This is a genomic window from Mesorhizobium sp. B2-3-12 (assembly GCF_006442205.1).
In the GTDB taxonomy this organism is placed as follows: domain Bacteria; phylum Pseudomonadota; class Alphaproteobacteria; order Rhizobiales; family Rhizobiaceae; genus Mesorhizobium.
Genome location: NZ_VFVR01000002.1, coordinates 517,700 through 539,370, shown reverse-complemented (window position 1 = coordinate 539,370; position 21,671 = coordinate 517,700). Strand labels below are relative to the sequence as shown.

General features: G+C 63.6%; 19 protein-coding genes. 10 read left to right on the top strand and 9 right to left on the bottom strand.

Annotated elements, in window-relative coordinates; all coding sequences use genetic code 11:
• Nucleotides 1-12: 12 nt before the first annotated feature.
• The 4 genes from FJ948_RS07915 to FJ948_RS07900 form a co-directional block, all read right to left on the bottom strand.
• Entirely contained in the window at nucleotides 13-825 is an 813-nt protein-coding gene (locus tag FJ948_RS07915) for a carbohydrate ABC transporter permease (protein WP_140703116.1), read from the bottom strand.
• Nucleotides 822-1,688 (bottom strand): sugar ABC transporter permease, encoded by an 867-nt coding sequence (locus tag FJ948_RS07910; protein ID WP_140703114.1) that lies wholly within the window; start codon nucleotides 1,686-1,688, stop codon nucleotides 822-824. Before FJ948_RS07910 ends, FJ948_RS07915 begins: the two co-directional genes overlap by 4 nt.
• Nucleotides 1,689-1,830: 142 nt before the next feature.
• Nucleotides 1,831-3,102, bottom strand: coding sequence for an extracellular solute-binding protein (locus tag FJ948_RS07905; RefSeq protein ID WP_140703112.1), 1,272 nt, complete (start codon nucleotides 3,100-3,102; stop codon nucleotides 1,831-1,833).
• Nucleotides 3,103-3,343: 241 nt separating this feature from the next.
• Nucleotides 3,344-4,261, bottom strand: a complete 918-nt coding sequence (locus FJ948_RS07900; RefSeq protein WP_140703110.1) for an AraC family transcriptional regulator — start codon at nucleotides 4,259-4,261, stop codon at nucleotides 3,344-3,346.
• 233 nt (nucleotides 4,262-4,494) lie between these two features.
• Here FJ948_RS07900 and FJ948_RS07895 point away from each other — a divergent pair, with 233 nt between their 5' ends.
• Both FJ948_RS07895 and FJ948_RS07890 read left to right on the top strand, forming a co-directional pair.
• The gene (locus FJ948_RS07895) at nucleotides 4,495-5,898 is read left to right on the top strand and encodes an MATE family efflux transporter (RefSeq protein WP_140703109.1); all 1,404 of its coding nucleotides are present in this window, start codon (nucleotides 4,495-4,497) and stop codon (nucleotides 5,896-5,898) included.
• 438 nt (nucleotides 5,899-6,336) lie between these two features.
• The gene (locus FJ948_RS07890; RefSeq protein WP_181173591.1) at nucleotides 6,337-7,383 is read left to right on the top strand and encodes an aromatic ring-hydroxylating dioxygenase subunit alpha; all 1,047 of its coding nucleotides are present in this window, start codon (nucleotides 6,337-6,339) and stop codon (nucleotides 7,381-7,383) included.
• A gap of 494 nt (nucleotides 7,384-7,877) precedes the next feature.
• Here FJ948_RS07890 and FJ948_RS07885 read toward each other — a convergent pair whose 3' ends face one another.
• The 4 genes from FJ948_RS07885 to speB form a co-directional block, all read right to left on the bottom strand.
• Entirely contained in the window at nucleotides 7,878-8,525 is a 648-nt protein-coding gene (locus FJ948_RS07885) for an amino acid ABC transporter permease (RefSeq protein ID WP_140703106.1), read from the bottom strand.
• Nucleotides 8,522-9,178 carry an amino acid ABC transporter permease gene (locus tag FJ948_RS07880; protein WP_140703105.1) on the bottom strand — a complete coding sequence of 219 codons (657 nt, stop codon included), beginning with the start codon at nucleotides 9,176-9,178 and terminating at the stop codon, nucleotides 8,522-8,524. The genes FJ948_RS07885 and FJ948_RS07880 overlap by 4 nt, the downstream gene beginning before the upstream one ends.
• 6 nt (nucleotides 9,179-9,184) lie before the next feature.
• A complete protein-coding gene (locus FJ948_RS07875) occupies nucleotides 9,185-9,994 on the bottom strand; it encodes a transporter substrate-binding domain-containing protein (protein ID WP_140703104.1) in 810 nt (269 codons plus the stop codon).
• A gap of 79 nt (nucleotides 9,995-10,073) precedes the next feature.
• Nucleotides 10,074-11,135 (bottom strand): agmatinase, encoded by a 1,062-nt coding sequence (gene speB / locus FJ948_RS07870; RefSeq protein WP_140703103.1) that lies wholly within the window; start codon nucleotides 11,133-11,135, stop codon nucleotides 10,074-10,076.
• A gap of 209 nt (nucleotides 11,136-11,344) precedes the next feature.
• On the opposite strand from speB, the gene gcvA reads away from it, so the two are divergent.
• From gcvA to FJ948_RS07830, 8 genes are all read left to right on the top strand, one after another.
• On the top strand, nucleotides 11,345-12,316 hold the full coding sequence (gene gcvA / locus FJ948_RS07865; protein WP_140703102.1) for a transcriptional regulator GcvA: 972 nt from the start codon (nucleotides 11,345-11,347) through the stop codon (nucleotides 12,314-12,316).
• Between the two features lie 119 nt (nucleotides 12,317-12,435).
• Nucleotides 12,436-13,740, top strand: coding sequence for a nicotinate phosphoribosyltransferase (gene pncB, locus FJ948_RS07860; protein WP_140703101.1), 1,305 nt, complete (start codon nucleotides 12,436-12,438; stop codon nucleotides 13,738-13,740).
• 274 nt (nucleotides 13,741-14,014) lie between these two features.
• Complete coding sequence (locus tag FJ948_RS07855; protein ID WP_246677492.1) at nucleotides 14,015-15,394, top strand: hypothetical protein; 1,380 nt, start codon at nucleotides 14,015-14,017, stop codon at nucleotides 15,392-15,394.
• Between the two features lie 154 nt (nucleotides 15,395-15,548).
• A complete protein-coding gene (locus tag FJ948_RS07850; RefSeq protein ID WP_140703099.1) occupies nucleotides 15,549-16,853 on the top strand; it encodes an ABC transporter substrate-binding protein in 1,305 nt (434 codons plus the stop codon).
• Nucleotides 16,854-16,959: 106 nt separating this feature from the next.
• Complete coding sequence (locus FJ948_RS07845; protein WP_140703097.1) at nucleotides 16,960-17,841, top strand: branched-chain amino acid ABC transporter permease; 882 nt, start codon at nucleotides 16,960-16,962, stop codon at nucleotides 17,839-17,841.
• Nucleotides 17,838-18,800 carry a branched-chain amino acid ABC transporter permease gene (locus FJ948_RS07840; protein ID WP_140703096.1) on the top strand — a complete coding sequence of 321 codons (963 nt, stop codon included), beginning with the start codon at nucleotides 17,838-17,840 and terminating at the stop codon, nucleotides 18,798-18,800. The genes FJ948_RS07845 and FJ948_RS07840 overlap by 4 nt, the downstream gene beginning before the upstream one ends.
• Nucleotides 18,797-19,522 (top strand): ABC transporter ATP-binding protein, encoded by a 726-nt coding sequence (locus tag FJ948_RS07835; protein WP_140703094.1) that lies wholly within the window; start codon nucleotides 18,797-18,799, stop codon nucleotides 19,520-19,522. Before FJ948_RS07840 ends, FJ948_RS07835 begins: the two co-directional genes overlap by 4 nt.
• A complete protein-coding gene (locus FJ948_RS07830) occupies nucleotides 19,519-20,256 on the top strand; it encodes an ABC transporter ATP-binding protein (protein WP_140703093.1) in 738 nt (245 codons plus the stop codon). Before FJ948_RS07835 ends, FJ948_RS07830 begins: the two co-directional genes overlap by 4 nt.
• On the opposite strand, the gene FJ948_RS07825 is transcribed toward FJ948_RS07830, so the two are convergent.
• The gene (locus tag FJ948_RS07825) at nucleotides 20,257-21,666 is read right to left on the bottom strand and encodes a sodium:proton antiporter (RefSeq protein ID WP_140703092.1); all 1,410 of its coding nucleotides are present in this window, start codon (nucleotides 21,664-21,666) and stop codon (nucleotides 20,257-20,259) included.
• Nucleotides 21,667-21,671: the final 5 nt, after the last annotated feature.

Below are 21,671 nucleotides of genomic sequence, written 5' to 3'. Positions count from 1 at the left end.
GTAAGCCTCACTTCAATTCTTCTTTTGCCGGAAAACGGAATTCAGGAAGCCGCTGAGCACGCCGAGGAAAAGCAGCGGCGGCAGCGACAGGAGCACGACCGAGGCGTTCAAGATTCCCCACGGCACGTTCATGCCTTGCTGGGAGAGTTCGGACGCGACGATCGGCAAGGTCTTGGCGTTGGAACTCGACAGCATCAGTGCGATCAGGAACTCGTTCCAGACCAGCACGAAGCTGAAGGCGACCGCGCCGATCAGCGAGCGCGCCGCGACCGGCAGTGCGATGCGCCAGAACACCGAATAGGCGCCGTAGCCGTCGACGAAGGCCGCTTCCTCGACCTCCTTCGGCACGCCCTGAAAAGCGGGGATCGCGAGCCACATGATGACCGAAATGGTCAGCAGCGAATAGGTGACGATCAAAGCCGGCAAAGTGTCGTAGAGGCCGATTTGCAGCCAGATCACCATCAGCGGGATCGCGACCGCCACCGGCGGCAGGAAACGCAGCGACAGGACGAAGAACTGGATGTCGCCGGCCCAGCGGTTGGGATAGCGCGCCACCGCGTAAGCCGCGGGCAGGCCGAGCACGACGCCGATCAGCACGGCCGAGCCGCAGGCGACGACCGAATTGTAGAGGCCGGTGATGACGCTGTCGCGGCCAAGGATGTAGCTGATGTTGGCCAATGTCGGCGTAAACACCAGGCGTGGCACGCGGGTGATGATGTCGACGCTGTTCTTCAGCGAGTTCAGCGCCGTCCACAGCAGCGGGAACACGGCGAGGAAACCGGCGAAGGCCAGGACGGCCTTGGCGATGATGCGGCCGGGCTTCATGCCTGCACCCGCTTCCACAGCATGGTGAAGGTGATGACGGTGGCGATCATCATCAGCACCGCCATGGCCGAGGCATAGGAGACCTTGCCGGATTCAATGAAGCCTTGCGAGAAGGCGTACATGTCGAGCGTTTCGGTCGCCACGCCCGGCCCGCCGCGGGTCATCACATAGATCAGGTCGAAGGAGCGCAGCGACTCGATCATCTTGACGAACATCAGGCTGACCAACGGCGCCTTCAGCATCGGCAAGGTGACATAGGCGTGGATCTGCCAGCGTTTGGCGTGGTCGAGACGTGCCGCCTCGATCGGCTGCGGAGGCAGGGTTTCCAGGAGCTTCAGCACGATGACGGCGAAGAACAGGCCCCACTGCCAGACATCGACCGAAGCGACGGCGAACAGGGCAGTCGAAGGCTTGGAGAGCGGGTCGAAGATCAGCCCGCCGGTCAGCAGCCGGTAGGGGTAGGTGGCGATGCCGTAGAGCGGATGGTAGGCGAATTTCCACACGAAGGCGGCCGAGACGCGCGGCAGCAGCACCGGGATGATGAACAGCAGGCAGTAGACATTGCGCAGGCGCTGCGACGCAACCTCGAACATCAGCACGCCGAGCCCGATCGCGACGACCATCGTCGCGACGACTGTGACCACCTCCCACTTCACCGACACCCAGACGGCGTTGAGGAAGCGGCGGTCGGAGAACAGGTCGAAAAAGTTCGAGAACCAGACCCAGGAATAGGCCGTTGAACTCAGCTCGCGGTTCTGCAAGGCGATGATGATCGCGTAAAGCGTCGGCACCATCGACAGGATCAGCAGAATGACCAGCGTCGGCACGACAAAGGTGACCGGCAGGGATGAACGTCGAGGCATTGGTCTCAGGCCTTGCTGTGTCTCGAATGTCCGGGCGTGGCGGAACCGTCGCGCGCTCGGGGGAAAGGCAGGCCCTCCTGCGACACACAGGTCCCGGCATTCCCGGGAATGCCGTGGACCGTGCGCCGCAAGAGGGAGGGGCCTATTTCTTCACCAGCTCATTGGCATAGGCCTCGAGCTCGTTGAGGCTGCCCTTAACGTCGGTGCGTGTGCCGGCGATCAGCTCTTCGAGGATGATGCCCCAGCGGTCGCCGAGATCGGGCCAGCGCGGATCCTGCCAGAAGTTCACCGCCGTCACCTTGCCGGTTTCGGCAAGTGCCTGGCCGAGATCGGCGCCGTAGATATCGGCGAATTCCTTGCTGGACAGGATGCTGGTGCGGTTCAACTCGCCGAACTGGTGAGCGTCGAGCCGGCGCTTCTCGTTTTCCTTCGATGTTGCCCAGGCGATGAACAGGCCGGCGCATTTCTTCGAAGCGTCATCGGCATTGGCTTTTGCCGCGATGGCGAGGCCGTGGCCGTAACCGCCGCCGGGAAGCGGCGAGGGCGGCGGCAGGAAGCCGATCTTGCCGACCACCTGAGAGGTCTTCGGGTCGACAGCCATGCCCGAAAGCGGCGTCGATTCGACCAGGATGGCGACCTGGCCCGACAGGAAGGCGCCGGTCGATTCGTCCCAGCTGCCGGTCTGCGTTCCCGGTGCCGAATCCTTGAACAGCTTCAGATAGGCCTCGGTCGCCTTGACGGCTGCTTCCGAGTTGAAGGCCGGCTTGTCGCCGTCGAACCATTTGCCGCCATAGGCCTTGAAGAAGGGCATCCAGCGCCAGACATTGGCGCCCGAGCCGCGCGCGCCGCGTAGCGCGATGCCGTACATGCCCTTGTCGGCGTTGGTCAGCTTCGGCACGTCGGCGATCAGTTCGTCCAGCGTTTTCGGCGGCTGGATGCCGGCGGCTTCCAGCACATCCTTGCGGTAGACCATCAGGTCGCCGCCGCCGGTCAGCGGCGCGAACCAGACCTTGCCGTCATAGGTGGCGACTTTCTGGCGGCCGGGATCGAAGTCGGCATAGTCATAGTCAGCCGGATAATAATCGGTCAGCGGCACGATCCATTTCGACGAGGCGAACAGCGCCACATTCGCTTCATCGACGTAATAGACATTGTAATTGCCGACAGTGGACGCGTCCGCGCGCGACTTGGCGCGGCGGTCGTTCTCGTTGAGATAATCGATCTTGAAGCTCGCGCCGGAGAGCTTCTCGAACTCGGCCTTGGAGTCCTCCAGAAGCGTCAGGCCGTCGCGTGGCTGCGCCAGCACCTTGACCGGCGCCGAGCAGACCGGCGCCTGCGCCAGGGCTAGGGTTGAAACGGTAGCGGAAAGCACGAAAGCTGCGCCAAGGCTGGCAGCGAGCCGAACTGGTTTCATGATCTTTTCTCCTCCAGGAATATGTCGCAGGAAACGCAAATCCTCGGGTCTCGCGATCCTCACCATCGCCCGAGCGACATGCCACCCATCGCCAAAATGCGGGGTTGCGACGGGTCAAGCTAGAAGCCCCGTTGCACCAGACCTGTACTTTTATGCATTGTGCAGCGCAAAAACAGACGTCGACCCGGCGAGCCTGTCACACGAGTATCAATCCGGTGGGAAACGGTGATTTAGGCTGCGCTTATGCGCGCATCGCCAGACGCTGCCGCGACAGCTTGCGGTAGGAGGACGGCGTGATCTTGTGCTTGCGCAGGAAGGCGCGGTTGAAGTTGGAGATGTTCATGTAGCCGACCTGGAAACAGATGTCGGTGATCGGGATATCGGTGTCGGCCAAGAGCTTGCAGGCTTGCCAGAGCCTGAGCTTGCCAAGATGGTCGCTGAAGGAATTTCCGGTGTTCTTCTGGAAGAAGCGCGAAAAAGTGCTTTCGCTCATGCCGGCGAGCTCGGCCACTTCAGGCAGCTTCAGATCCTCGGCGAAGTGCTGGAACAGATAAGTCAGCGTGCGCTGGATGATGTCGAGCGAGGCGGCGTCGAGGACCGGCTGGAAGTCCGGCGATGATAACAGCTCATACTCATCGGTCCTGGCCAGCAGGTCGACCAGTTCGAGGAACAGGCAGAAACGGGCGAGCCCATGCACCGCGCCCATCCGCTCCATCAGCGCGGCGCCTTCCAGCGCAGTCTCGCCATGGAAGACGATGCCGCGCAGCGACCGCTCCAGAAATGGCTCCAGTTCGCGCAGTTCCGGTAGCATGTCGGCCGACCCGCGCAGCCGCTCGGGATCGAATTGCAGCACGATGTCGCGGCCCTCGATCAACTCGCCCGGCTGCACCGCGGTGACCCAGTCATGCGGCAGGCCGCCACCGACGATGGTGAGGTAACCCGGACCGAACTCGCCTATATGGTCGCCGACCAACACCACGCCGGAGGATTTTCGCAGCAGGTGTATCTCGTATTCGGGATGGAAATTCCAGACATTGCGCTCCCAGGGATAGTCATCCAGGCGCCACAGGAAACTCTCGCTCGCCTCGGTGACGATATGCTCGAAGGAAGGCGCCGTGCGCGGGATCGCGGCCGTGTTCTTTCTGCGCCTGAACGCCATCCCGCCTCCCACATTCGCCGGTTGCCGATATCTGATCCGTAGCAGTCCGGGGCCGGCAAGGGAACGAGACGGCGGTTCCCGGCAACGGCGCTGGCTCAATCTGTTCCCGCGCCTCCTCTCTTGCCTTCATGTCGCATCTCGTTCAATAGACGGCGCAAACGGCGCCATTTTGTGCCGTTGCTGTGCGGCTTCCGGGCCTGGTCCCGATGCGCCGTGTTCTGAAAGACGGAACAATGTCCGCGATCGAAGCCGGCGCCCGCGCGCCGGAAAACCTTTGGCGTCAGGAAATCAGGGCGACGCTGGCGCTGGCCTGGCCGATGGTGCTGACCAATCTCGGCCAGACGGCGATGACCGCCACCGACGTCATGATGATGGGGCGGCTCGGAGCGGACACGCTGGCCAGCGGCGCGCTGGGCGCCAACCTCTATTTCATGCCGCTGATCTTCGGCCTCGGACTGATGCTGGCGACCTCGCCGATGATCGCCACCGAACTTGGCCGCCGCCGCCATTCGGTGCGTGACCTGCGCCGCACCGTGCGCCAGGGCCTGTGGCTGGCGATTCTGATCTCGATCCCGATCTGGCTCGTGCTGTGGCACGGCGAGGGGCTTCTGCTGGCCATGGGCCAGGAGCCCGCGCTCGCGCACCAGGCCGGCATCTATCTGCGCTGGCTCGAATGGGCGGTACTGCCCTTCTACGGCTACATCGTGCTGCGTTCGTTCATCTCGGCGCTGGAGCGGCCCGGCTGGGCTCTGGTCATCGTCTTCGTCGCCGTGGCTTTCAACGTGTTTGCCAACTGGGTATTCATGTTCGGCAATCTCGGCTTTCCGGCCATGGGCATCGCCGGCTCCGGCCTTGCCACCTCGCTGTCCAGCACGCTGATGTTCGTCGGCATGGCCGTCGTGGTGATGTGGGAGAAGAAGTTCCGGCGCTACCATCTGTTCGGCCGCTTCTGGCGGTCCGACTGGCCGCGCTTCAAGGGCTTGTTGCGGCTCGGCCTGCCTATCGCCGGTATCCTTGCCTTCGAGGTGACGATCTTCAACGCGGCGGCCCTGCTGATGGGCCTGATCGACGCCGATTCGCTGGCCGCGCACGCCATCGCCATCCAGATCGCCTCGATCTCCTTCATGGTCCCGCTCGGGCTCAACCAGGCGGTGACGGTGCGGGTCGGGCTGGCACATGGCGCCGGCAATCCCGAGGGCGTGTCGCGCGCCGGCTGGACCGCCTTCGTCATCGGCGTCTCGTTCATGGCGCTGATGGGCCTGGTGATGGTGCTTTGGCCGCATCTGCTGATCAGCGCCTTCATCGACCTTGGCAATCCCGCCAATGCCAGGGTGATCGCGCTTGCCGTGTCGTTCCTGGTGTTCGCCGCCCTGTTCCAGGTCTTCGACGGCGCGCAGGCGGTTGCCGCCGGCATGCTGCGCGGCCTGCACGACACCAAGGTGCCGATGATCTACGCCGCGATCGGCTATTGGGGCGTCGGCCTGCCGCTCGGCGTGCTGCTCGCCTTCCATTTCGGCTTCCACGGCGTCGGCATCTGGATCGGCCTGTCGACAGGGCTGGCGGTGGTGGCGGCGCTGCTGCTGGCGCGCTGGCTGCGCCGCGACCGCATCGCCCCGTCGCTGGCGTTTGGGCGCTGAAGGCAAAGGGGGTCGCCGGTGCGGCGGCAGGGACATCTCAATAGGGCCGCATCCGGACGGTCTGCTTCTAGGAAGCGCTCGTCGGTAAGCTGCCGTTCGAGTTCACAGTCATCGGGCAAAGTTTGCCTCGTCAGCTGACGACCCCATTCTCGTCGTTCGCGAGCGAACCGCACCACACTGATACCGGGCGCTCATCAAGCGGACGACGAACTGTGCTCGAAGTCGGGCTGGAACCTGTGCAGAGGTCAAGGCATCCGAGGTGATGATCGCGGTCGACTACCAGGTCGGCGAATGGGACCGCAATTCCAGCAAATCTGCGCTAAAGCAAAATTGCACACCGGCTTACAGGCTGTGCGCAGCAGAGCCCATCCCTTGCGATGTCGCCCCGCTTACGACAGGATGGCAGCAACTCGAGGTTAGCCTATGACGCCAGACACTTTGCGGCCCGACCACCTGCCACTCGACAATCCGCCCGTGCAATACCTGAACCTGGACCCTTCGCTTTATGTCCGCGATGACATCTGGCAGCAGGAACGGGGCAGCATTTTCGCGCACACCTGGCAGTTCATGGGGCCTGTCGCCTCAGTCGCGACATCAGGTCAATACCTTGCCATCGACATCGCCGGCACGCCGGTCTTCGCCATCCGGGGCCGGGACGGGACCTTGCGCGGATTCAAGAATGTCTGCCGCCACCGGGGGGCGAAACTTCTGGCCGATGGCGCGGGCAAATGTGGGCTGATCGTTTGTCCCTATCACAAATGGTCCTTTGCCGACACCGGACGGCTGGTGCAGGCCCCGTGGTATGGCAAGGATCCCGCGATCATCGCCGAGGACTGGCCGCTGGAGGCGGTGCAGTTGTCCGAATGGCGCGGGCTGCTCTTCGCGGCACTCGACCCGAAAGAAAGTCTTCTGGATCAACTTGGCTCTCTGCCCGCCGAACTGGCGGACGAGCCGTTGGAGACCTATGCCGCCACCGATCAGGCCACCGTCAGCTTTGCGGCGAACTGGAAGATCTACACCGACAATTTCGTCGAAGGCTACCACATCCCTGGCACGCACCCCTCGTTCTACGCTGCCATCGACTTCGAAGCTTTCCAGACCACCGCCCATCCCGGTTATGTCCGGATGACCGCACCGCCGAAAGACGGTCTGTTCTATCGCGGCAAATGGCTTTGGATGTGGCCGAACTGGACGCTGTCGCTTTTCGATGGCGGCATGAACGTTAGCCGGATCAACCCAACCTCACCGCATTATACAGACCAGCACTACCATTTCTTCTTTGCCGACACCTCTGCGGAAGCATCCGAGAGCAGGGCAAAATCCGTGCAAGGCACTCTGGCCGTCGTACGCGAGGACTACACCATCTGCGCCGATACGCATCGCAACTATGCCGCCGGGGCCTATAGCTCCGGCCCGCTTTCGGGGCGGCATGAGCGGGGAGTGCAGTATTTCCAGGAACGGGTCGCTACGGCACTGGGGCTGTGACCGCCCCTGGCGTCCTTGTCCGCCGGATAGTGCTCCGGCTCGGCGCGGCACCAGAGCACCAGGCCAGTCGAGGATAAAGGGCGGGCACGGCAAGACGAGTTACGAGCGTCGCGGCAATCGGAGCTCGCTCGATGCGGAGAGCAGATCGGCGAACGCGGCTTTGACGACCAAGTTAGTGGGCGCTCTTACCGGCCGCCCCCTGGACGGCTGGAACGGGGCCGGAACCTGATGGTCTGCTTTCCGAACTGATTGCCGAAAGCACCCAGCCCAGATACGCGGCACCGCATTTGTCTATTCGATTGGCAATCAGGCACGCCTCACGATCACCGGGTATTACTTGAGGAAGCACGGCCTGGCTCCCTGAGGTAAGGGGCGGCTGCTTATATGGGCGCATGGTCATCGACGAACTAACGTCCGCTTTTTGGAAGACTGGCAACTCGCCGAATGACCGGGATGCGGCGCAAAGTAGCCATTCGCGCCTTCAATCCTTCGACTCAGTGTCGCGCCGCGCGCTGTTCGAGCCGGCGCGCATATTGCGTCAGCGGGAAGCACATGAGGAAGAAGATCAGCGCCACCAGCCCATAGACCTTGAACGGTTCGAAAGTCGCGTTGTTGATGGCATTCGAAGTCCGCACCAGTTCCTCGAAGCCGATGATCGATGTCAGCGCCGTCGACTTGATCAACTGAACCAGGAAGCCGACCGTCGGGGCGCGGGTGATCGCGAACGCCTGCGGCAGGATGATCAGCCGCAGTTCCTGGAGGTAGTGCAGGCCAAGGCTGGCGCCGGCATCCCACTGGCCAAGCGGCAGCGCGTCGACCCCCGAACGCCAGATTTCGGCCAGATAGGCGCTGGCGAAGAAGGTCAGGCCCAGCACGGCGGCCGTCCAGGGCTCGATGCGCAGGCCGAGCATCGGCAGGCCGAAGAACATCAGGAAGAGCTGCATCAACAGCGGCGTTCCCTGGAACAAGGCGATATAGCCGGAGGCAAGGCGCCGGCTCCATTTATTCTCAGAGATCCTGAAGAACAGCACCGCCATTCCGACCAGCGCGCCGCCGATGAAGGCGGCCAGCGACAAAAGCACCGTCCAGCGGGCCGCGAGCAGAAGGTTGCGTATGATGTCCCAGAGCGTGAACTCGATCATGACACACCAGCTCCGAGCGCGCGGCGCCCGCCTGTCACCAGCAGCCGGCGCAGGGCCATCGACATCAAGAGATAGACCAGCGTGACGACGAAATAGGTCTCGAACGAGCGAAAAGTGCGCGCCTGCAGCATGTCGGCTTCATAGGTCAGCTCGCGCACCGCGATCTGCGACACAACGGCCGATTCCAGCATCATGATGACGATCTGGCTGGTCAGCGCCGGATAGATGATCTTGAGCGCCTGCGGCAGCACGATCTTGATGAACACCTGACGCGGCCGCAGCCCGAGCGCCAGGGCCGCTTCCGTCTGTCCGTGCGGCACGGCGTCGAGCCCGGCGCCGACGATCTCGATCGTATAGGCCGCCATGTTGAGCGTCATCGCCAGCATGGCGGCCAGGATCGGATCGAGCCTGATGCCGAGGCTCGGCAGGCCGAAGAAGATGAAGAACAGCTGCACCAGGAAGGGCGTGTTGCGCATCACCTCGACATACCAGGCGATGGCCCGGCGCAGCAGCGCGGGGCCGTTTCGCCGTCCGGCGGCGCCCAGGATACTGAGCAGCGTTCCCGCCAGCGTGGTCACGGCGATCAAGAGGATCGTCGTGGCGGCGCCATGCGCGATGTCGCCCACGGCACCCGGGAGCCAGCCGAAGGCCACGGCAACTCAATCCTTGAGATTGTCGGGGTTGAGCGGCGTCTTCAGCCAGGCCTTCGAGCTTTCATCCAGCTTGCCGTCGGCGAGCATCTTGGCGATGGCGTCGTTGACCGCTTTTTTGAGGGCATCCTCATTCTTGTTGAGGCCGATATGCGAGGGCGAGGTCAGAAGCTGGAACTTCTGCTCCGGCTTCAGCGCGTCCTGCTTGGCCAGCACCTGGGCGCCGACATCGTTGCCGACCACCATCAACTGGGTCTGGCCGGAGATGAAGGCCTGGATCACCGAATTGTAATTGTCGAAACGCTTGATGTCGGCGGAAGCGGGAGCGGCCTCGGTCAGCGAGGTGTCCTCGAGCGTGCCGCGATTGACGGCGATCGACTTGTCGGCAAGGTCTTCCTTGCCTTTGACGTTCATTGCGGCGGGACCGATCACCGCGATGTAATAGGGCGCATAAGCGGCGGCGAAGTCGATGACCTGCTCACGCTCCTTCGAGTAGCCGACGCTCATCAGCAGGTCGACACGGTGGTCGTTGAGATATGGGATGCGGTTCTGGCCGGTGACGGCGACGGTGTTGAGCTTCACCTTGAGCGTGTCGGCGATGTATTGCGCGACGTCCATGTCATAACCCTTGAGGCTCATATCGGCACTGGCCGAGGAGAAGGGCGGGAAGTCTGCGAAGACCCCGACATTGATGGTGCCGGCCTTGGTGATATCGGCCAGCGCGTCGGCATTGGCTGCCTGCGTGGCAAAGCCAAGACCGGTGGCGCCCAGCACCAGGATGGCGGCAATGGATGATTTCAGTGTCGAGTGGATTGTCATTGTCATTCCCCTTCTGGAAGCTTTTGATTGTTTGGGTCGGCCGCCGGCTCCAGCGCGGCGGCCGCCTTGGTTCTGATCGTCAGGCTCCCTTGCCGGTCACGGCCGGGCTGAACACCATCAGGCTCAATATCTCGAACAGCACCTGGGCGCCGGCATGCGCGGTGTTGGTGGTCGCGTCATATTGCGGCGCCACCTCGACGACGTCGCCGCCGACGATGTTGAGGCCCTTGAGTCCGCGCAGCAGTTCAAGCACCTCGCGCGTGGTCAGCCCGCCGATTTCTGGCGTGCCGGTGCCCGGCGCGAAGGCCGGATCGACGCTGTCGATGTCGAAGGACACGTAGGTCGGACCGTCGCCGACGATCTTGCGCGCCTTTTCGATGATGGCGGGAATCCCGAGCCCGGTCACCTCCTCGGCGTGGACCACGGTCATCCCAGACTCGTAGGTAAACTCCCAGAGGTATTCGGCCGAGCCGCGAATGCCGATCTGGATGGTGCGGGTCGGGTCGAGCACGCCGTCGAGCACCGCGTTGCGGAACGGCCCGCCATGGTGGAACTTGGTCATGTCGAACAGGCCGCTGGTGTCGCAGTGGGCGTCGATGTGGATGAGGCCCACGGGCGCCTTTTTGCCGACCGCCTTCAGGATCGGATGGCTGATCGAATGGTCGCCGCCGACCGACAGCGGGATGACGCCGGCATCGACGATCTGGTTGGTGCGGCGCTCGATATCCTCATGGCTGATCTCCAGCCGGTAGCGGCTGCGGAACGGCGTGTCGCCGATGTCGGCGACCCTGAGCTCATGTGTCGGGGCGCATTCCAGCACGTGATTGTAGGGGCCGATGCGCTCGATGGCGCGCAACGCCCTCGGCCCGAAGCGCGAGCCCGGCCGGTTGGTGACGCCGAGATCCATCGGCACACCTATCATCGCCACCTGCAGGTCGCCGAAATCCGGGTTCTCGGCCGCGATCTCGCGGTAGGGCGCGGCAAGGAAGGTCGGGATGCCGGAATAGGGGGCAAGGCGTGTGCCCGCCTTGTTGAAGATCTTGTCGGCGACTTTGCGGAATTTCGGGTCGAACATCTCGCCGCCATGGCTCTCGCCATATTTGCGCCGCAACGCGTCGAGCTTGTCGCTGTTGTAACCCATATCCGCTCCTCCTGGACTGGCGCAGTACGACCGTCGGCGACTCCAGGCAAACCGGCCGTCGCCCGGTCGGTCGCTGCCCCGCTGGCTGCCTGCAATTTCACGCCTTGGTGCTTGTTCCAGGCAAAAGTGTCCGGCAGCCGCATTGAAAAAGCAATTGATATTGTTAGGGTGGTTTCTGTGAGAAAATCTCACAATGAAGCCGAGCATCCATGGCCAAGCGCCTGCCCCCTCTCAACCCGCTGCGCGCCTTCGAGGCCACGGCGCGCCATGCTTCGCTGACCAAGGCGGCGAGTGAGCTGAATGTCACGCATGGCGCCGTCAGCCACCAGATCAAGGCGCTCGAGCAGTCGCTCGGCGTCAAGCTGTTCGAACGCGTCGGCCAGCGCGTCAAGCTGACCCCGCATGGCGCCGAACTCTTGCCGGCGGTCTCGACGGCCTTCGACGGCATCGCCGCCGCCACGCAGCGGCTGACGCGGCCGGCAAGCAGCGGCGCGCTTTCGGTGTCCTGCGTGCCCGCCTTGCTGCTCTTGTGGATGACGCCGAGGCTGGGCAGCTTCACCGCGCAATATCCCGACATCCAGCTGACGCTCATTCCCTCCAACGACCCAAGGGATATCCGTGCGCCACATATCGATATCTGCGTGCACTATGGCGATGGCAGCTGGGCCGATTGCTGGATGCGCAAATGGTCGGGCCTGGAGCTGTTCCCGGTGGTCAGCCCGACCTTGATCAACAACCGGCCGATCCGCAATGTTCGCGACCTTGCCGACCATGTCTTGCTGCATGGCGACGATGGCCGCGAGTGGCACACCTGGCTGGCCGCCGCCGACGCACTGGACCTGGAGCGCGGCCGCCGCCATCATCTGGGCGATGCGCGCATGACGGCGGAAGCCGCGGTGCACGGCCATGGCGTGGCGCTGGGCGACTCGGTAACGGCAAGCGCGCTGCTGGCCAGGGGCATGCTGGTCGCTCCGTTCAGCCTGTCGGTGCCGGCGGTCGATGATTTCTATGTCGTTTGCCGCAACGAAATGCGGGCGACGCCGATCGTGCAGGTGTTCATGGACTGGCTGTTCGCCGAGAAGGCCGGGGATGACGGCCGCGCCGACGCCCCGGTGGCGGGCCGCCTCGTCACCCGCCGCAAACGTCCCGCGCTCAAGGTGATGGGCGGCAAATCTTCATAGACATACGCAGGGCTCTCTTTTTGTCGGGCCAGCCTGAAAGCGGGCAGCGTTCTGGCCAATTCGATGCTATGAGGCCTGTCGCTATTGTGGTGGCAGGGCAGCGAAGGCGGTAACGAGACATGGCCAGGACCGATATTGCGCGGCGCGTCTACAACCACACCTGGAAGCTCGATCCGATCGTGCGCAGCCTGCTCGACACCGACTTCTACAAGCTTTTGATGCTGCAGATGATCTGGGGCATGTACCCCAAGGTCGATGCCACCTTCTCGCTGATCAACCGCACCACCTCGGTTCGGCTCGCCGACGAGATCGACGAAGGCGAGTTGCGCGAACAGCTCGACCATGCCCGCACGCTACGCTTCTCCAAGAAGGAGATGATCTGGCTGGGCGGTAACAATTTCTACGGCCGCAAGCAGATTTTCGAGCCCGAATTCCTCGCCTGGCTCGAAGGCTTCCGGCTGCCCGACTACGAACTCTCCAAGCGCGACGGCCAGTATGAGCTGACCTTCAGCGGGCCTTGGATGTACACCACGCTGTGGGAAATCCCGGCGCTCGCCATCATGAACGAATTGCGCTCGCGCGCGGCCATGCGGGCCTTCGGTCCGTTCGCGCTCGATGTGCTCTATGCCCGCGCCAAGGCCAAGATGTGGGCCAAGACCGAACGGCTGAAGGCGCTGCCCGGCATCCGCATTTCCGATTTCGGCACCCGGCGGCGCCATTCCTTCCTCTGGCAGCGCTGGTGTGTCGAGGCGCTGAAGGAAGGCATTGGCGAAGCCTTCACCGGTACCTCCAATGTGCTTCTGGCCATGGACAACGACCTCGAAGCGCTCGGCACCAACGCGCATGAACTGCCGATGGTGTTTGCGGCACTTGCCAATTCGGAAAAAGAGCTGAAGCAGTCGCCCTACAAGGTGCTGCAGGACTGGCAGCGCTACTATGGCGGCAATCTGCTGATCGTGCTGCCCGACGCCTTCGGCACCGCTTCCTTCCTGCGCGACGCGCCGGACTGGGTCGCCGACTGGACGGGCTTCCGTCCCGACAGCGCTCCGCCCATCGAAGGCGGCGAAAAGATCATCGACTGGTGGCGCGAGAAGGGCAAGGACCCCAGGCAGAAGCTGCTGATCTTCTCCGACGGGCTCGAGGTCGAAACCATCGAGGAGACCTACCGCCACTTCAAGGGCAAGGTGCGCATGTCCTTCGGCTGGGGCACCAACCTGACCAACGACTTCGAAGGCTGCGCGCCCACCGAAACCAACAGCCTGGACGCCATATCGCTGGTCTGCAAGGTGACCGAAGCCAATGGCCGCCCGGCGGTCAAGCTCTCCGACAATCCGGCCAAGGCGACGGGGGACAAGAAGGAGATCGAGCGGTATTTGCGGATTTTCGGGCAGAAGGACCGCGTGGAGCAGCTGGTCAAGGTGTGAGGTAACGGGGCTCTTGAATAGGTCGAGTTCCCTGGCTCCTTTCCTCTCCCTCCGGAGGGGGGAGAGGTGGCGCCGCGAAGCGGCGACGGAGTGGGGGAACCACCTAGAAACCGCCGCAACTGACATAGGAAAGAGGATCGCGTGTACGCAGCGTCTTGATCCGCGCCAGGGTCGACCCCCACTCCGTCGAGCTTCGCTCGACACCTCTCCCCCGATCGACGGGGGAGAGGAAGGGTGCCAAGCCATAGAGCGCTATCTTTGCGGCCTCGTTCCTATCTCCTTTGCCTTGGTCCTCTTACCCCCCCCCGCCTTCGCCCACGCCTCCGACCGTGGTCACGTCCTCCTCCTCCCCACCGGCTACTACCTGATCGGCGGCGCCTTCGCGGTGGCCATCAGCTTCCTCGTCCTTGCCCTGCTACCGCCCGACCCCCTCGGCCGTTTCTGGCGTCGGCGCCTGCCGCTTTTCACATTCAACGACAGTGCCCGCACCATCGTCAGCCTGATCTCCTTTGCCGGCTTTGCAATCCTCATCACCGCCGGCCTCTTCGGCAGCCGCGACCCACTCTCCAACCCGCTACCGCTGGTCATCTGGACGCTGCTCTGGGCCGGCCTGACGTTGCTGCAAGGCGTGTTCGGCGATCTCTGGTCGTGGCTCAACCCCTGGTACGGGCCGTGGCGGCTGCTGTCGCGCCTGACCGGCAGAGGCGATGTGGGGGCCTGGCGTCTTCCGCAATGGCTCGGCTGCTGGCCGGCCGTTGTTCTGTTTTTCGCCTTTGCCTGGTTCGAGCTCATCGATCCGGCACCCGATGATCCGGCACGGCTTGCCTTTGCCGCCGGGCTCTATTGGCTGTTTACCCTCATCGCCATGCTGCTGTTCGGCTACGACAAGTGGAGCCGAAGCGGCGAATTCCTGACCATGTTCTTTTCGATGGTGGCGCGTTTCGCCCCTGTCGGACGCGATGAACAGGGCCGTCTCGGCCTGTGCTGGCCGGGTGCCAAGCTGCTGGCGGCCGAACCCTTGCCGGCCAGCGGCATCGCCTTCCTGCTGCTCGCTTTGTCCTCGGTCTCCTTCGATGGCCTGTCGAAGACTTTCTTCTGGCTCGGCCTGTTCGGCATCAATCCGCTGGAATTTCCCGGCCGCACGGCCGTGATCGGCAGCGGTAGCCTGGGTCTTGTGCTGACATTCGTGCTGCTCGCTGGCGCGTTCCTGCTCGCGGTCTTGCTCGGCCAGCGTCTGGCCGGCAGCGATAGACCTCTCGCCCAGGCGGCGGGGCTGCTGGTGTGGTCGATCGTGCCGATCGCGCTCGCCTATCATGTCGCGCACTATCTGACGGCGCTGCTCGTCGACGGCCAGTATGCCTTGGCCTCCCTGTCCGACCCCTTGGCGCTGGGTTGGAACCTGCTCGGCACCGCCGACATGCAGGTCGAGGCCGGTATCGTTGCCGGCGCTGGCTCCGCCTGGTGGCTGTGGAACATCCAGGCCGGCGCCATCATATCGGGCCATGTGCTGGCCGTTCTTGTCGCCCACGGCTTTGCCTGGCGCCTGCACCCCCAACCCGCCCGCGCCGCGCTCAGCCAGTTCCCGCTCACCGTTTTGATGATCGCCTACACCATTTTCGGTCTCTGGCTGCTTGCCACGCCGACGGTCGGATGACACAAGCGATCCCGTGGGCATGCCCCGAGGAAAGCTCGCTTGCCAGGCCAGGTCTTTGGTGATTTAGTTTGTACACATGCAATTTTGCATCCTCTTGCCGAGGATGTTCGAGCCGCCTTATCGTTGGTCAAAACGCAAAAACAGGGGAACGAACGTGACTGACAAGAACGGATTTTTCGACCTCTCCAAGTCAGGCTTCACTCGTCGCACCGCACTGAAGGGACTCGCGGCAGGTGCCGGCCTTGCCGTGGCGCCCGGCTTCGTCCGCTACGCCCAGGCCCAAAGCTCGGCGCCGATCAAGATCGGTTTCCAGTCGCACCGCACCGGCATCGGCGCCGCCTATGGCCGCTGGTACGAGAAGACGACCGCTGCCGCGATCAAGGCCATCAACGCCGCCGGCGGCATCAACGGCCGCCAGGTCGAGGTCATCATCGAGGATGACGGCACCGACCCCGGCCGTGGCGCCGAGGTGGTCGGCAAGTTCGCCACCCAGCATAAGACCGACATCGTCTTCGGCACACTGTTCTCGCATGTCGTCATCGGCTCGGCGCCTGCCGCCGGCGAAGCCAAGATGCCCTATTTCGTCGTCAGCGAAGGCCACCACGTCGCCTCGACCAAACTCAACCGTTACGTCTTCCAGCCCGGCATCACCGACGTGAAGAGCCAGATCCAGTCGATGGCGCCGTGGATCGCGGCCAATGCCGGCAAGAAGGTGACGCAGATCTTCCCCGATTTCGCCTTCGGCTACGACCATCGCGACTACCTGCCGCCGGCGCTGAAGGCGCAAGGCGCCGAGGTGATCGCGCAGATCGCCATTCCACCTACGGAATCCTCCTTCACCAAATATTTCCCGCAGATCCCGGCCGAGACCGAGGTCATCTATCACGTTATGGTTGGCCCGGCGGTGCTCACCTTCGTCAAGGAACTCGGCGAGTTCTACGGCTCGAACCGGCCGCAGCTGTTCGGCTTCATCGATTCGCTGGAAGCCGTCGACATCAACAGCCCTGGGCTGGAATTCCTCGACGGCAGCCATTTCTGGGAAGGCTCGCCGCGCTACGCCCAGGCCGATGACACCGAAGCGCAGAAAGCCTATCGCGCCGCGGTCGGCATCGACGACAATGGCGCCGCCGTCGGCGATCCCAAGGACGTCTCCACCGCCGCGCATATGTTCGGCTGCTGGGAAACGCTCTACGTCGTCAAGAAGGCGATGGAGGATGCCGGCTACAAGGGACCGGAAGACCGCGCCAAGCTGGTCGAGGCGACCGAGGCGCTGAAGGAATTCGCCGAAGGGCCGGAGCATCCGCAAGGTGCAAAAACCTTCAACGGCAAGATCCACCAGTGCTTCGGCATCCAGAACATCTCCAAGGTCGAAGGCGGCAAGCTCAAGGTCGTCCACAAGACCAAGATCGAGGACGGGCTCTACGAGGCCGAAGGCGATTACACGACGCAGGCACTGTGAGCTTGGCCATTCTCCGAGCGTGAGCGCCAAGGCACCCCCCTCTGTCTTGCCGGAATCGGCAGGGCAGAGGGAGGAGCCTCGTGCCGCCCTCTCAAGCGTGTAATCAATGCACTTCGGACCCCATCTCCTCCTGGCAACCCTCGAAGGCCTCGTCACGTCTGCCGTGTTGGCGCTGACGGCGCTGGGCTTGTCGCTGGTGTTCGGCGTCATGCGTGTCGTCAACGTCGCCCATGGCGAATTCTTCATGCTCGGTGCCGTGCTTGCCTGGGCGATCACCACGGCGATCTCGGGCCACCCGGCGCTCGGCTTCCTGGCGGCGCTGGTGATCGCGCCGCTGATCGTCGGCGCCATCGCGCTGGTCGCCGAGCGGCTGGTGCTGCGCCGGCTCAATTACAATCCGGAAGCCACCATCGTCGCCACCATCGGCATGCTCTACATTATCCAGCAGCTGGCGCTGACGTTCTATGGTCCCGAAGCGCGCCCGGTGGAGCCGCCCTTCAGCTACCGCATCCTTCTGCCGTGGTTCGGCTATTCCGGCTACAAGCTGTCGATCATCGCCGCCTCAGCACTGCTGCTGATCGCGACATGGCTGGTGCTGACGCGCACGAAAATCGGCCTGATCATGCGCGCCACGCAGTATGACAGCGAGACGGCGCAGGCCTTCGGCATCCCGGTCGGCCGCGTCTATGGCGGCGTCTTCGCGCTCGGCGCCATGCTGGCGGCCATCGCCGCGGTGCTGATCGTGCCGATCAGCCAGGCGCATTATCTGATGGGACAGGATCCGCTGCTCCTGTCCTTCATCGTCGTCATCATCGGCGGGCTGGGCTCGCTGCGCGGCACCGTCGTCGCCGCCGTGCTGATCGGCCTGTCCGACGGCATCATCTCGATGTTCTTCTCGCCGACCTTGGCCAAGATCATCGCCACGCTGCTGGTCGCCATGGTGCTGGTGTTCCGCCCGCAGGGCCTGTTCGGGACGGCAGCGCGATGAGCGAAGCTTCGCCGGCAAAGGCCTACGCGCTCCATCTCGGCGTCATCGTCCTGCTCTTCGTGCTGAGCTTCCTCTTGCCCGACTACTATCACGGCCTGCTTGCCCGCATCATGGTGCTGGCGGTCTTTGCCATGGGCTACAACATGCTGTTCGGCTATGTCGGCCTGCTCAGCCTCGGCCACGCCATGTTCTTCGGCGCCGGGCTCTATGGCGCCGGGCTTGCCATCATCCAGTTGGGCTGGAGCGTGCCGGCGGCATTCGCCGCTGGTCTCGCCTGCGGCGCCGCTCTCGCCCTGATCATCGGCCTGCTGGCACTGCGCACCACGGGTGTCGCCTTCATGATCGTCACCATGATGTTCGCCCAGGTCTTCTACCTCGCCATCCTCTATTTCGCGGCGTGGACCGGCGGCGATCAAGGCCAGGTCGTGCCGCAGCCGGCGCGTGTCCTTACCTTCGGCGCGACGTCGCTCGATCTCACCAATCCGACCATGCGCTACATGACGGCACTCGGGTTGTTCTCGCTCGTGCTGCTGATCACGCTTGCCGTCGTCCGCTCCAGCTATGGCCGCGTGCTGGTCGCCATCCGTGAAAACGAAGAACGCACGAGGATGCTGGGCTACGACACCTTCTCGAACAAGCTGGCCGCCGTGGTCGTCTCCGGCACGATCTGCGCGGCCTCGGGGGCCGCCTATGCGCTGCTGTTCGGCTATGTCGGGTCGAGCTTCGCTTCGGTGCAGTATTCGATCCTGCCGCTACTGTGGGTCCTGCTCGGCGGTGCCGCCACGACGCTCGGACCGCTGATCGGCACGCTGTTCATGTACTATGTCATCGACCTCACCAGCGGCTACACATCGGCCTATCTGCTGATCGTCGGCATCGCGCTGATCCTGCTGGTGCTGTTTTTTCCCAAAGGGATTCTCGGCACCATCCGCCAGCGCTGGCTCGGATGGCTGCCATGACACCGCTTTTGACCACCAAGGGCCTGTCGCGCAGCTTCGGCGGTCTGCGCGCCGTCGACAATGTCGACTTCGCCTTGATGCCCGGCGAAATTCGCGCCGTCATTGGCCCCAATGGCGCCGGCAAGACAACCTTCGTCAGCCTGATTAGCGGCCGTATCCAGCCATCTGCGGGAACGATCGTCTTCGACGGCGCCGACATCACCGGTCTGCCGACCTACGTCAGGGTCCGACGGGGCATCGCCTACACCTTCCAGATCACCAGTGTCTTCGCCAACCTCAGCGTATATGACAATGTCGCGCTGCCGGTGCAGCTCACACTGAGCGACATCCGCTCGAAGGATGCTTTGCGCACGGGCGTCATGTCGGCGCTCGAACGTACAGGGCTGGCCGACCGCGCTCATATGCCGGCCGGGCAATTGTCCTACGGCCATCAGCGGTTGCTGGAAGTGGCGATGGGCCTGGCGTTGAAGCCGCGCCTGCTGATCCTCGACGAGCCGACGCAAGGCCTGGCCGATGGCGAGATCGATAATTTCATCGAACTCGTGCGCGATATCGCCAAGAGTGCCACCGTCCTTCTGATCGAGCACAACATGCCGGTCGTCATGCAGCTTGCCGACCGCATCACGGTCTTCAACGCCGGCAGGATCCTGGCTGAAGGCACGCCCGAGGCGATCCGCGAAAACAAGGCGGTGCAGGAAGCCTATCTGGGGACCGCCCCATGATCGAAACGAACAAGGCGGAGACCAGCAAGGCGGAAGCACTGGCGATCTCGGGGCTGAATTGCTTCTATGGCGAGGTCCAGGTGCTCTACGGGCTCGACCTCGCGCTGAACAAGGGCGAGGTGCTGTGCCTGTTCGGCCGCAACGGCGCCGGCAAGACGACGACGCTGAAGGCGATCATGGGCCTGGTTCCGGCGAGTGCCGGTTCGATCAGCCTTGCCGGCAAGGAATTGACCGGCCTGCCGGCGCATGAAGTGCCGAAGGCCGGCGTCGCCTATGTGCCGCAGGGAAGGCGGCTGTTCGCCGAGATGACGGTGGCCGAGAACATCGAGATCGGGCTGATGGCGCGCGGCAAGGGCAAGGCGACGAAGGAGCAGGTGCTCGACCTCTTCCCGCTGCTGCGTCAGCGGCTGCGGCAGCGCTCCGGCACGCTGTCGGGCGGCGAGCAGCAGATGCTGGCCATGGCGCGTGCGCTTTGTCTCGAGCCGCAGGTGCTCTTGCTCGACGAGCCGACCGAAGGGTTGATGCCATCGATGATCGGGAAAATCCGCGAGACGGTGTCGAAGCTGCGCGAGATGGGCGTGTCTACCATCCTGGTCGAGCAGCGGGTCGATGCCGTTCTGTCGGTCGCCGACCGCGTTTGTTTCATCGAAAACGGCCGCAACCGCGAAACGGTCGAAGTCGAGGAACTGCGCGCCGACCCGTCGGCGGTCAGGCGCTATGTTGGGGTCGGTTGATCAACCAAAGAACAGAAAACCCGCGATCAAAAAGGTCGGGATCAGCACCAGCCCGGACCACAGCATATAGCCGAAGAAGCCCGGCATCTTCACCCCGCGATGCCTGGCAATGGCATAGACCATGAAGTTAGGCGCGTTGCCGATATAGGTGTTGGCGCCCATGAACACGGCACCCGCCGAGATCGCGGCGAGCGTCGAGGCCAACTCGGTCATCAGGTGCTGAGGGTCGCCGCCGGCCAGCTCGAAGAACACCAGATAGGTCGGCGCGTTGTCGAGGAAGGACGACAGCGCCCCGGTCAGCCAGAAATAGGCGAGGTCATTGGGCGTGCCTTGCGCCGAGGTCACCAGCGCGACCAGAGGCGCCAGCGCGCCGTCATGGCCGGCTCTCAAAATGGCGACGACCGGCACGATGCAGATGAAGATGCCGGCAAACAATTTGGCCACTTCAGCGATCGGGCCCCAGTTGAAGCCGTTCGCCTCGCGGTGGCTCTTGTAGGAAAGGGGAAGCGACAGCAGGGCCAGCGCGAGGATGACGGCGTCGCGTACCAGGTTCTGCAGTTCGAGACCGACGCCGAACACGGAAAAGCTCACGCCCGGCTTCCAGGCCGCCGACAGCAGGATGGCGCCGATCACACCCGCCAGCAGCGGGAGGTTGGCCAGGCCGCGCAGCCGCACCTTCGTATCGGGTGTCGGATCCTTGATCTTCGGTGTGCCAGCCTCGCGCCGGTGCAGGATGATGTCGATCGCCAGGAACACCGCCAGCACGACGACGCCGACGAACAGCGTCTCGCGCCAGAGATTCGTCGTCGTCCAGAAGAAGTCGACGCCACGCAGGAAGCCGACGAACAGCGGCGGGTCGCCGAGCGGCGTCAGCGAGCCGCCAATGTTGGACACCAGGAAGATGAAGAAGATGACGACATGGGCGTTGAAAGGCCTTGCATCGTTGGCGCGCAGGATCGGCCGGATCAGGATCATCGAGGCGCCGGTCGTGCCGATGACCGAGGCAAGCAGCGCTCCGACGATCAGCAGTCCGGCATTGACCAGCGGTGTGCCGTGGATGTTGCCGGCAAGCAGGATGCCGCCTGAAATCGTATAGAGCGCGAACAGCAGCACGATGAACGACATGTATTCGGTGAGCAGCGCGTGCAGCACCGCCTCGGTTGCGGCCGGAGCACCGAAGGCGACCGCGAGCGGCACGATCACCAGCGCCGCCCACAAGGCTGCGATCTTGCCGTAATGGTGTTCCCAGACATGGTGGAACAGCAGTGGACCGGTGGCGATCGACAAAAGCAGCCCGGCAAAGGGCAGCGCCCACCAGAGCGACATGGTGTCGCCGGGCAGGCCGTGGTCTTCTGCCGCGAAAGCCTGTGCAGGAAGCAGCATGGTGCTGGCGACTACCGCACCTGCCATCACCC

Bases quoted from the DNA above. Each gene is read 5' to 3' on its own strand.
- FJ948_RS07915 (WP_140703116.1), bottom strand. From the start codon at position 825: ATGAAGCCCGGCCGCATCATCGCCAAGGCCGTCCTGGCCTTCGCCGGT.
- FJ948_RS07910 (WP_140703114.1), bottom strand. From the start codon at position 1,688: ATGCCTCGACGTTCATCCCTGCCGGTCACCTTTGTCGTGCCGACGCTG.
- FJ948_RS07905 (WP_140703112.1), bottom strand. From the start codon at position 3,102: ATGAAACCAGTTCGGCTCGCTGCCAGCCTTGGCGCAGCTTTCGTGCTT.
- FJ948_RS07900 (WP_140703110.1), bottom strand. From the start codon at position 4,261: ATGGCGTTCAGGCGCAGAAAGAACACGGCCGCGATCCCGCGCACGGCG.
- FJ948_RS07895 (WP_140703109.1), top strand. From the start codon at position 4,495: ATGTCCGCGATCGAAGCCGGCGCCCGCGCGCCGGAAAACCTTTGGCGT.
- FJ948_RS07885 (WP_140703106.1), bottom strand. From the start codon at position 8,525: ATGATCGAGTTCACGCTCTGGGACATCATACGCAACCTTCTGCTCGCG.
- FJ948_RS07875 (WP_140703104.1), bottom strand. From the start codon at position 9,994: ATGACAATCCACTCGACACTGAAATCATCCATTGCCGCCATCCTGGTG.
- speB (WP_140703103.1), bottom strand. From the start codon at position 11,135: ATGGGTTACAACAGCGACAAGCTCGACGCGTTGCGGCGCAAATATGGC.
- gcvA (WP_140703102.1), top strand. From the start codon at position 11,345: ATGGCCAAGCGCCTGCCCCCTCTCAACCCGCTGCGCGCCTTCGAGGCC.
- pncB (WP_140703101.1), top strand. From the start codon at position 12,436: ATGGCCAGGACCGATATTGCGCGGCGCGTCTACAACCACACCTGGAAG.
- FJ948_RS07845 (WP_140703097.1), top strand. From the start codon at position 16,960: ATGCACTTCGGACCCCATCTCCTCCTGGCAACCCTCGAAGGCCTCGTC.
- FJ948_RS07840 (WP_140703096.1), top strand. From the start codon at position 17,838: ATGAGCGAAGCTTCGCCGGCAAAGGCCTACGCGCTCCATCTCGGCGTC.
- FJ948_RS07835 (WP_140703094.1), top strand. From the start codon at position 18,797: ATGACACCGCTTTTGACCACCAAGGGCCTGTCGCGCAGCTTCGGCGGT.
- FJ948_RS07830 (WP_140703093.1), top strand. From the start codon at position 19,519: ATGATCGAAACGAACAAGGCGGAGACCAGCAAGGCGGAAGCACTGGCG.
- FJ948_RS07825 (WP_140703092.1), bottom strand. From the start codon at position 21,666: ATGGCAGGTGCGGTAGTCGCCAGCACCATGCTGCTTCCTGCACAGGCT.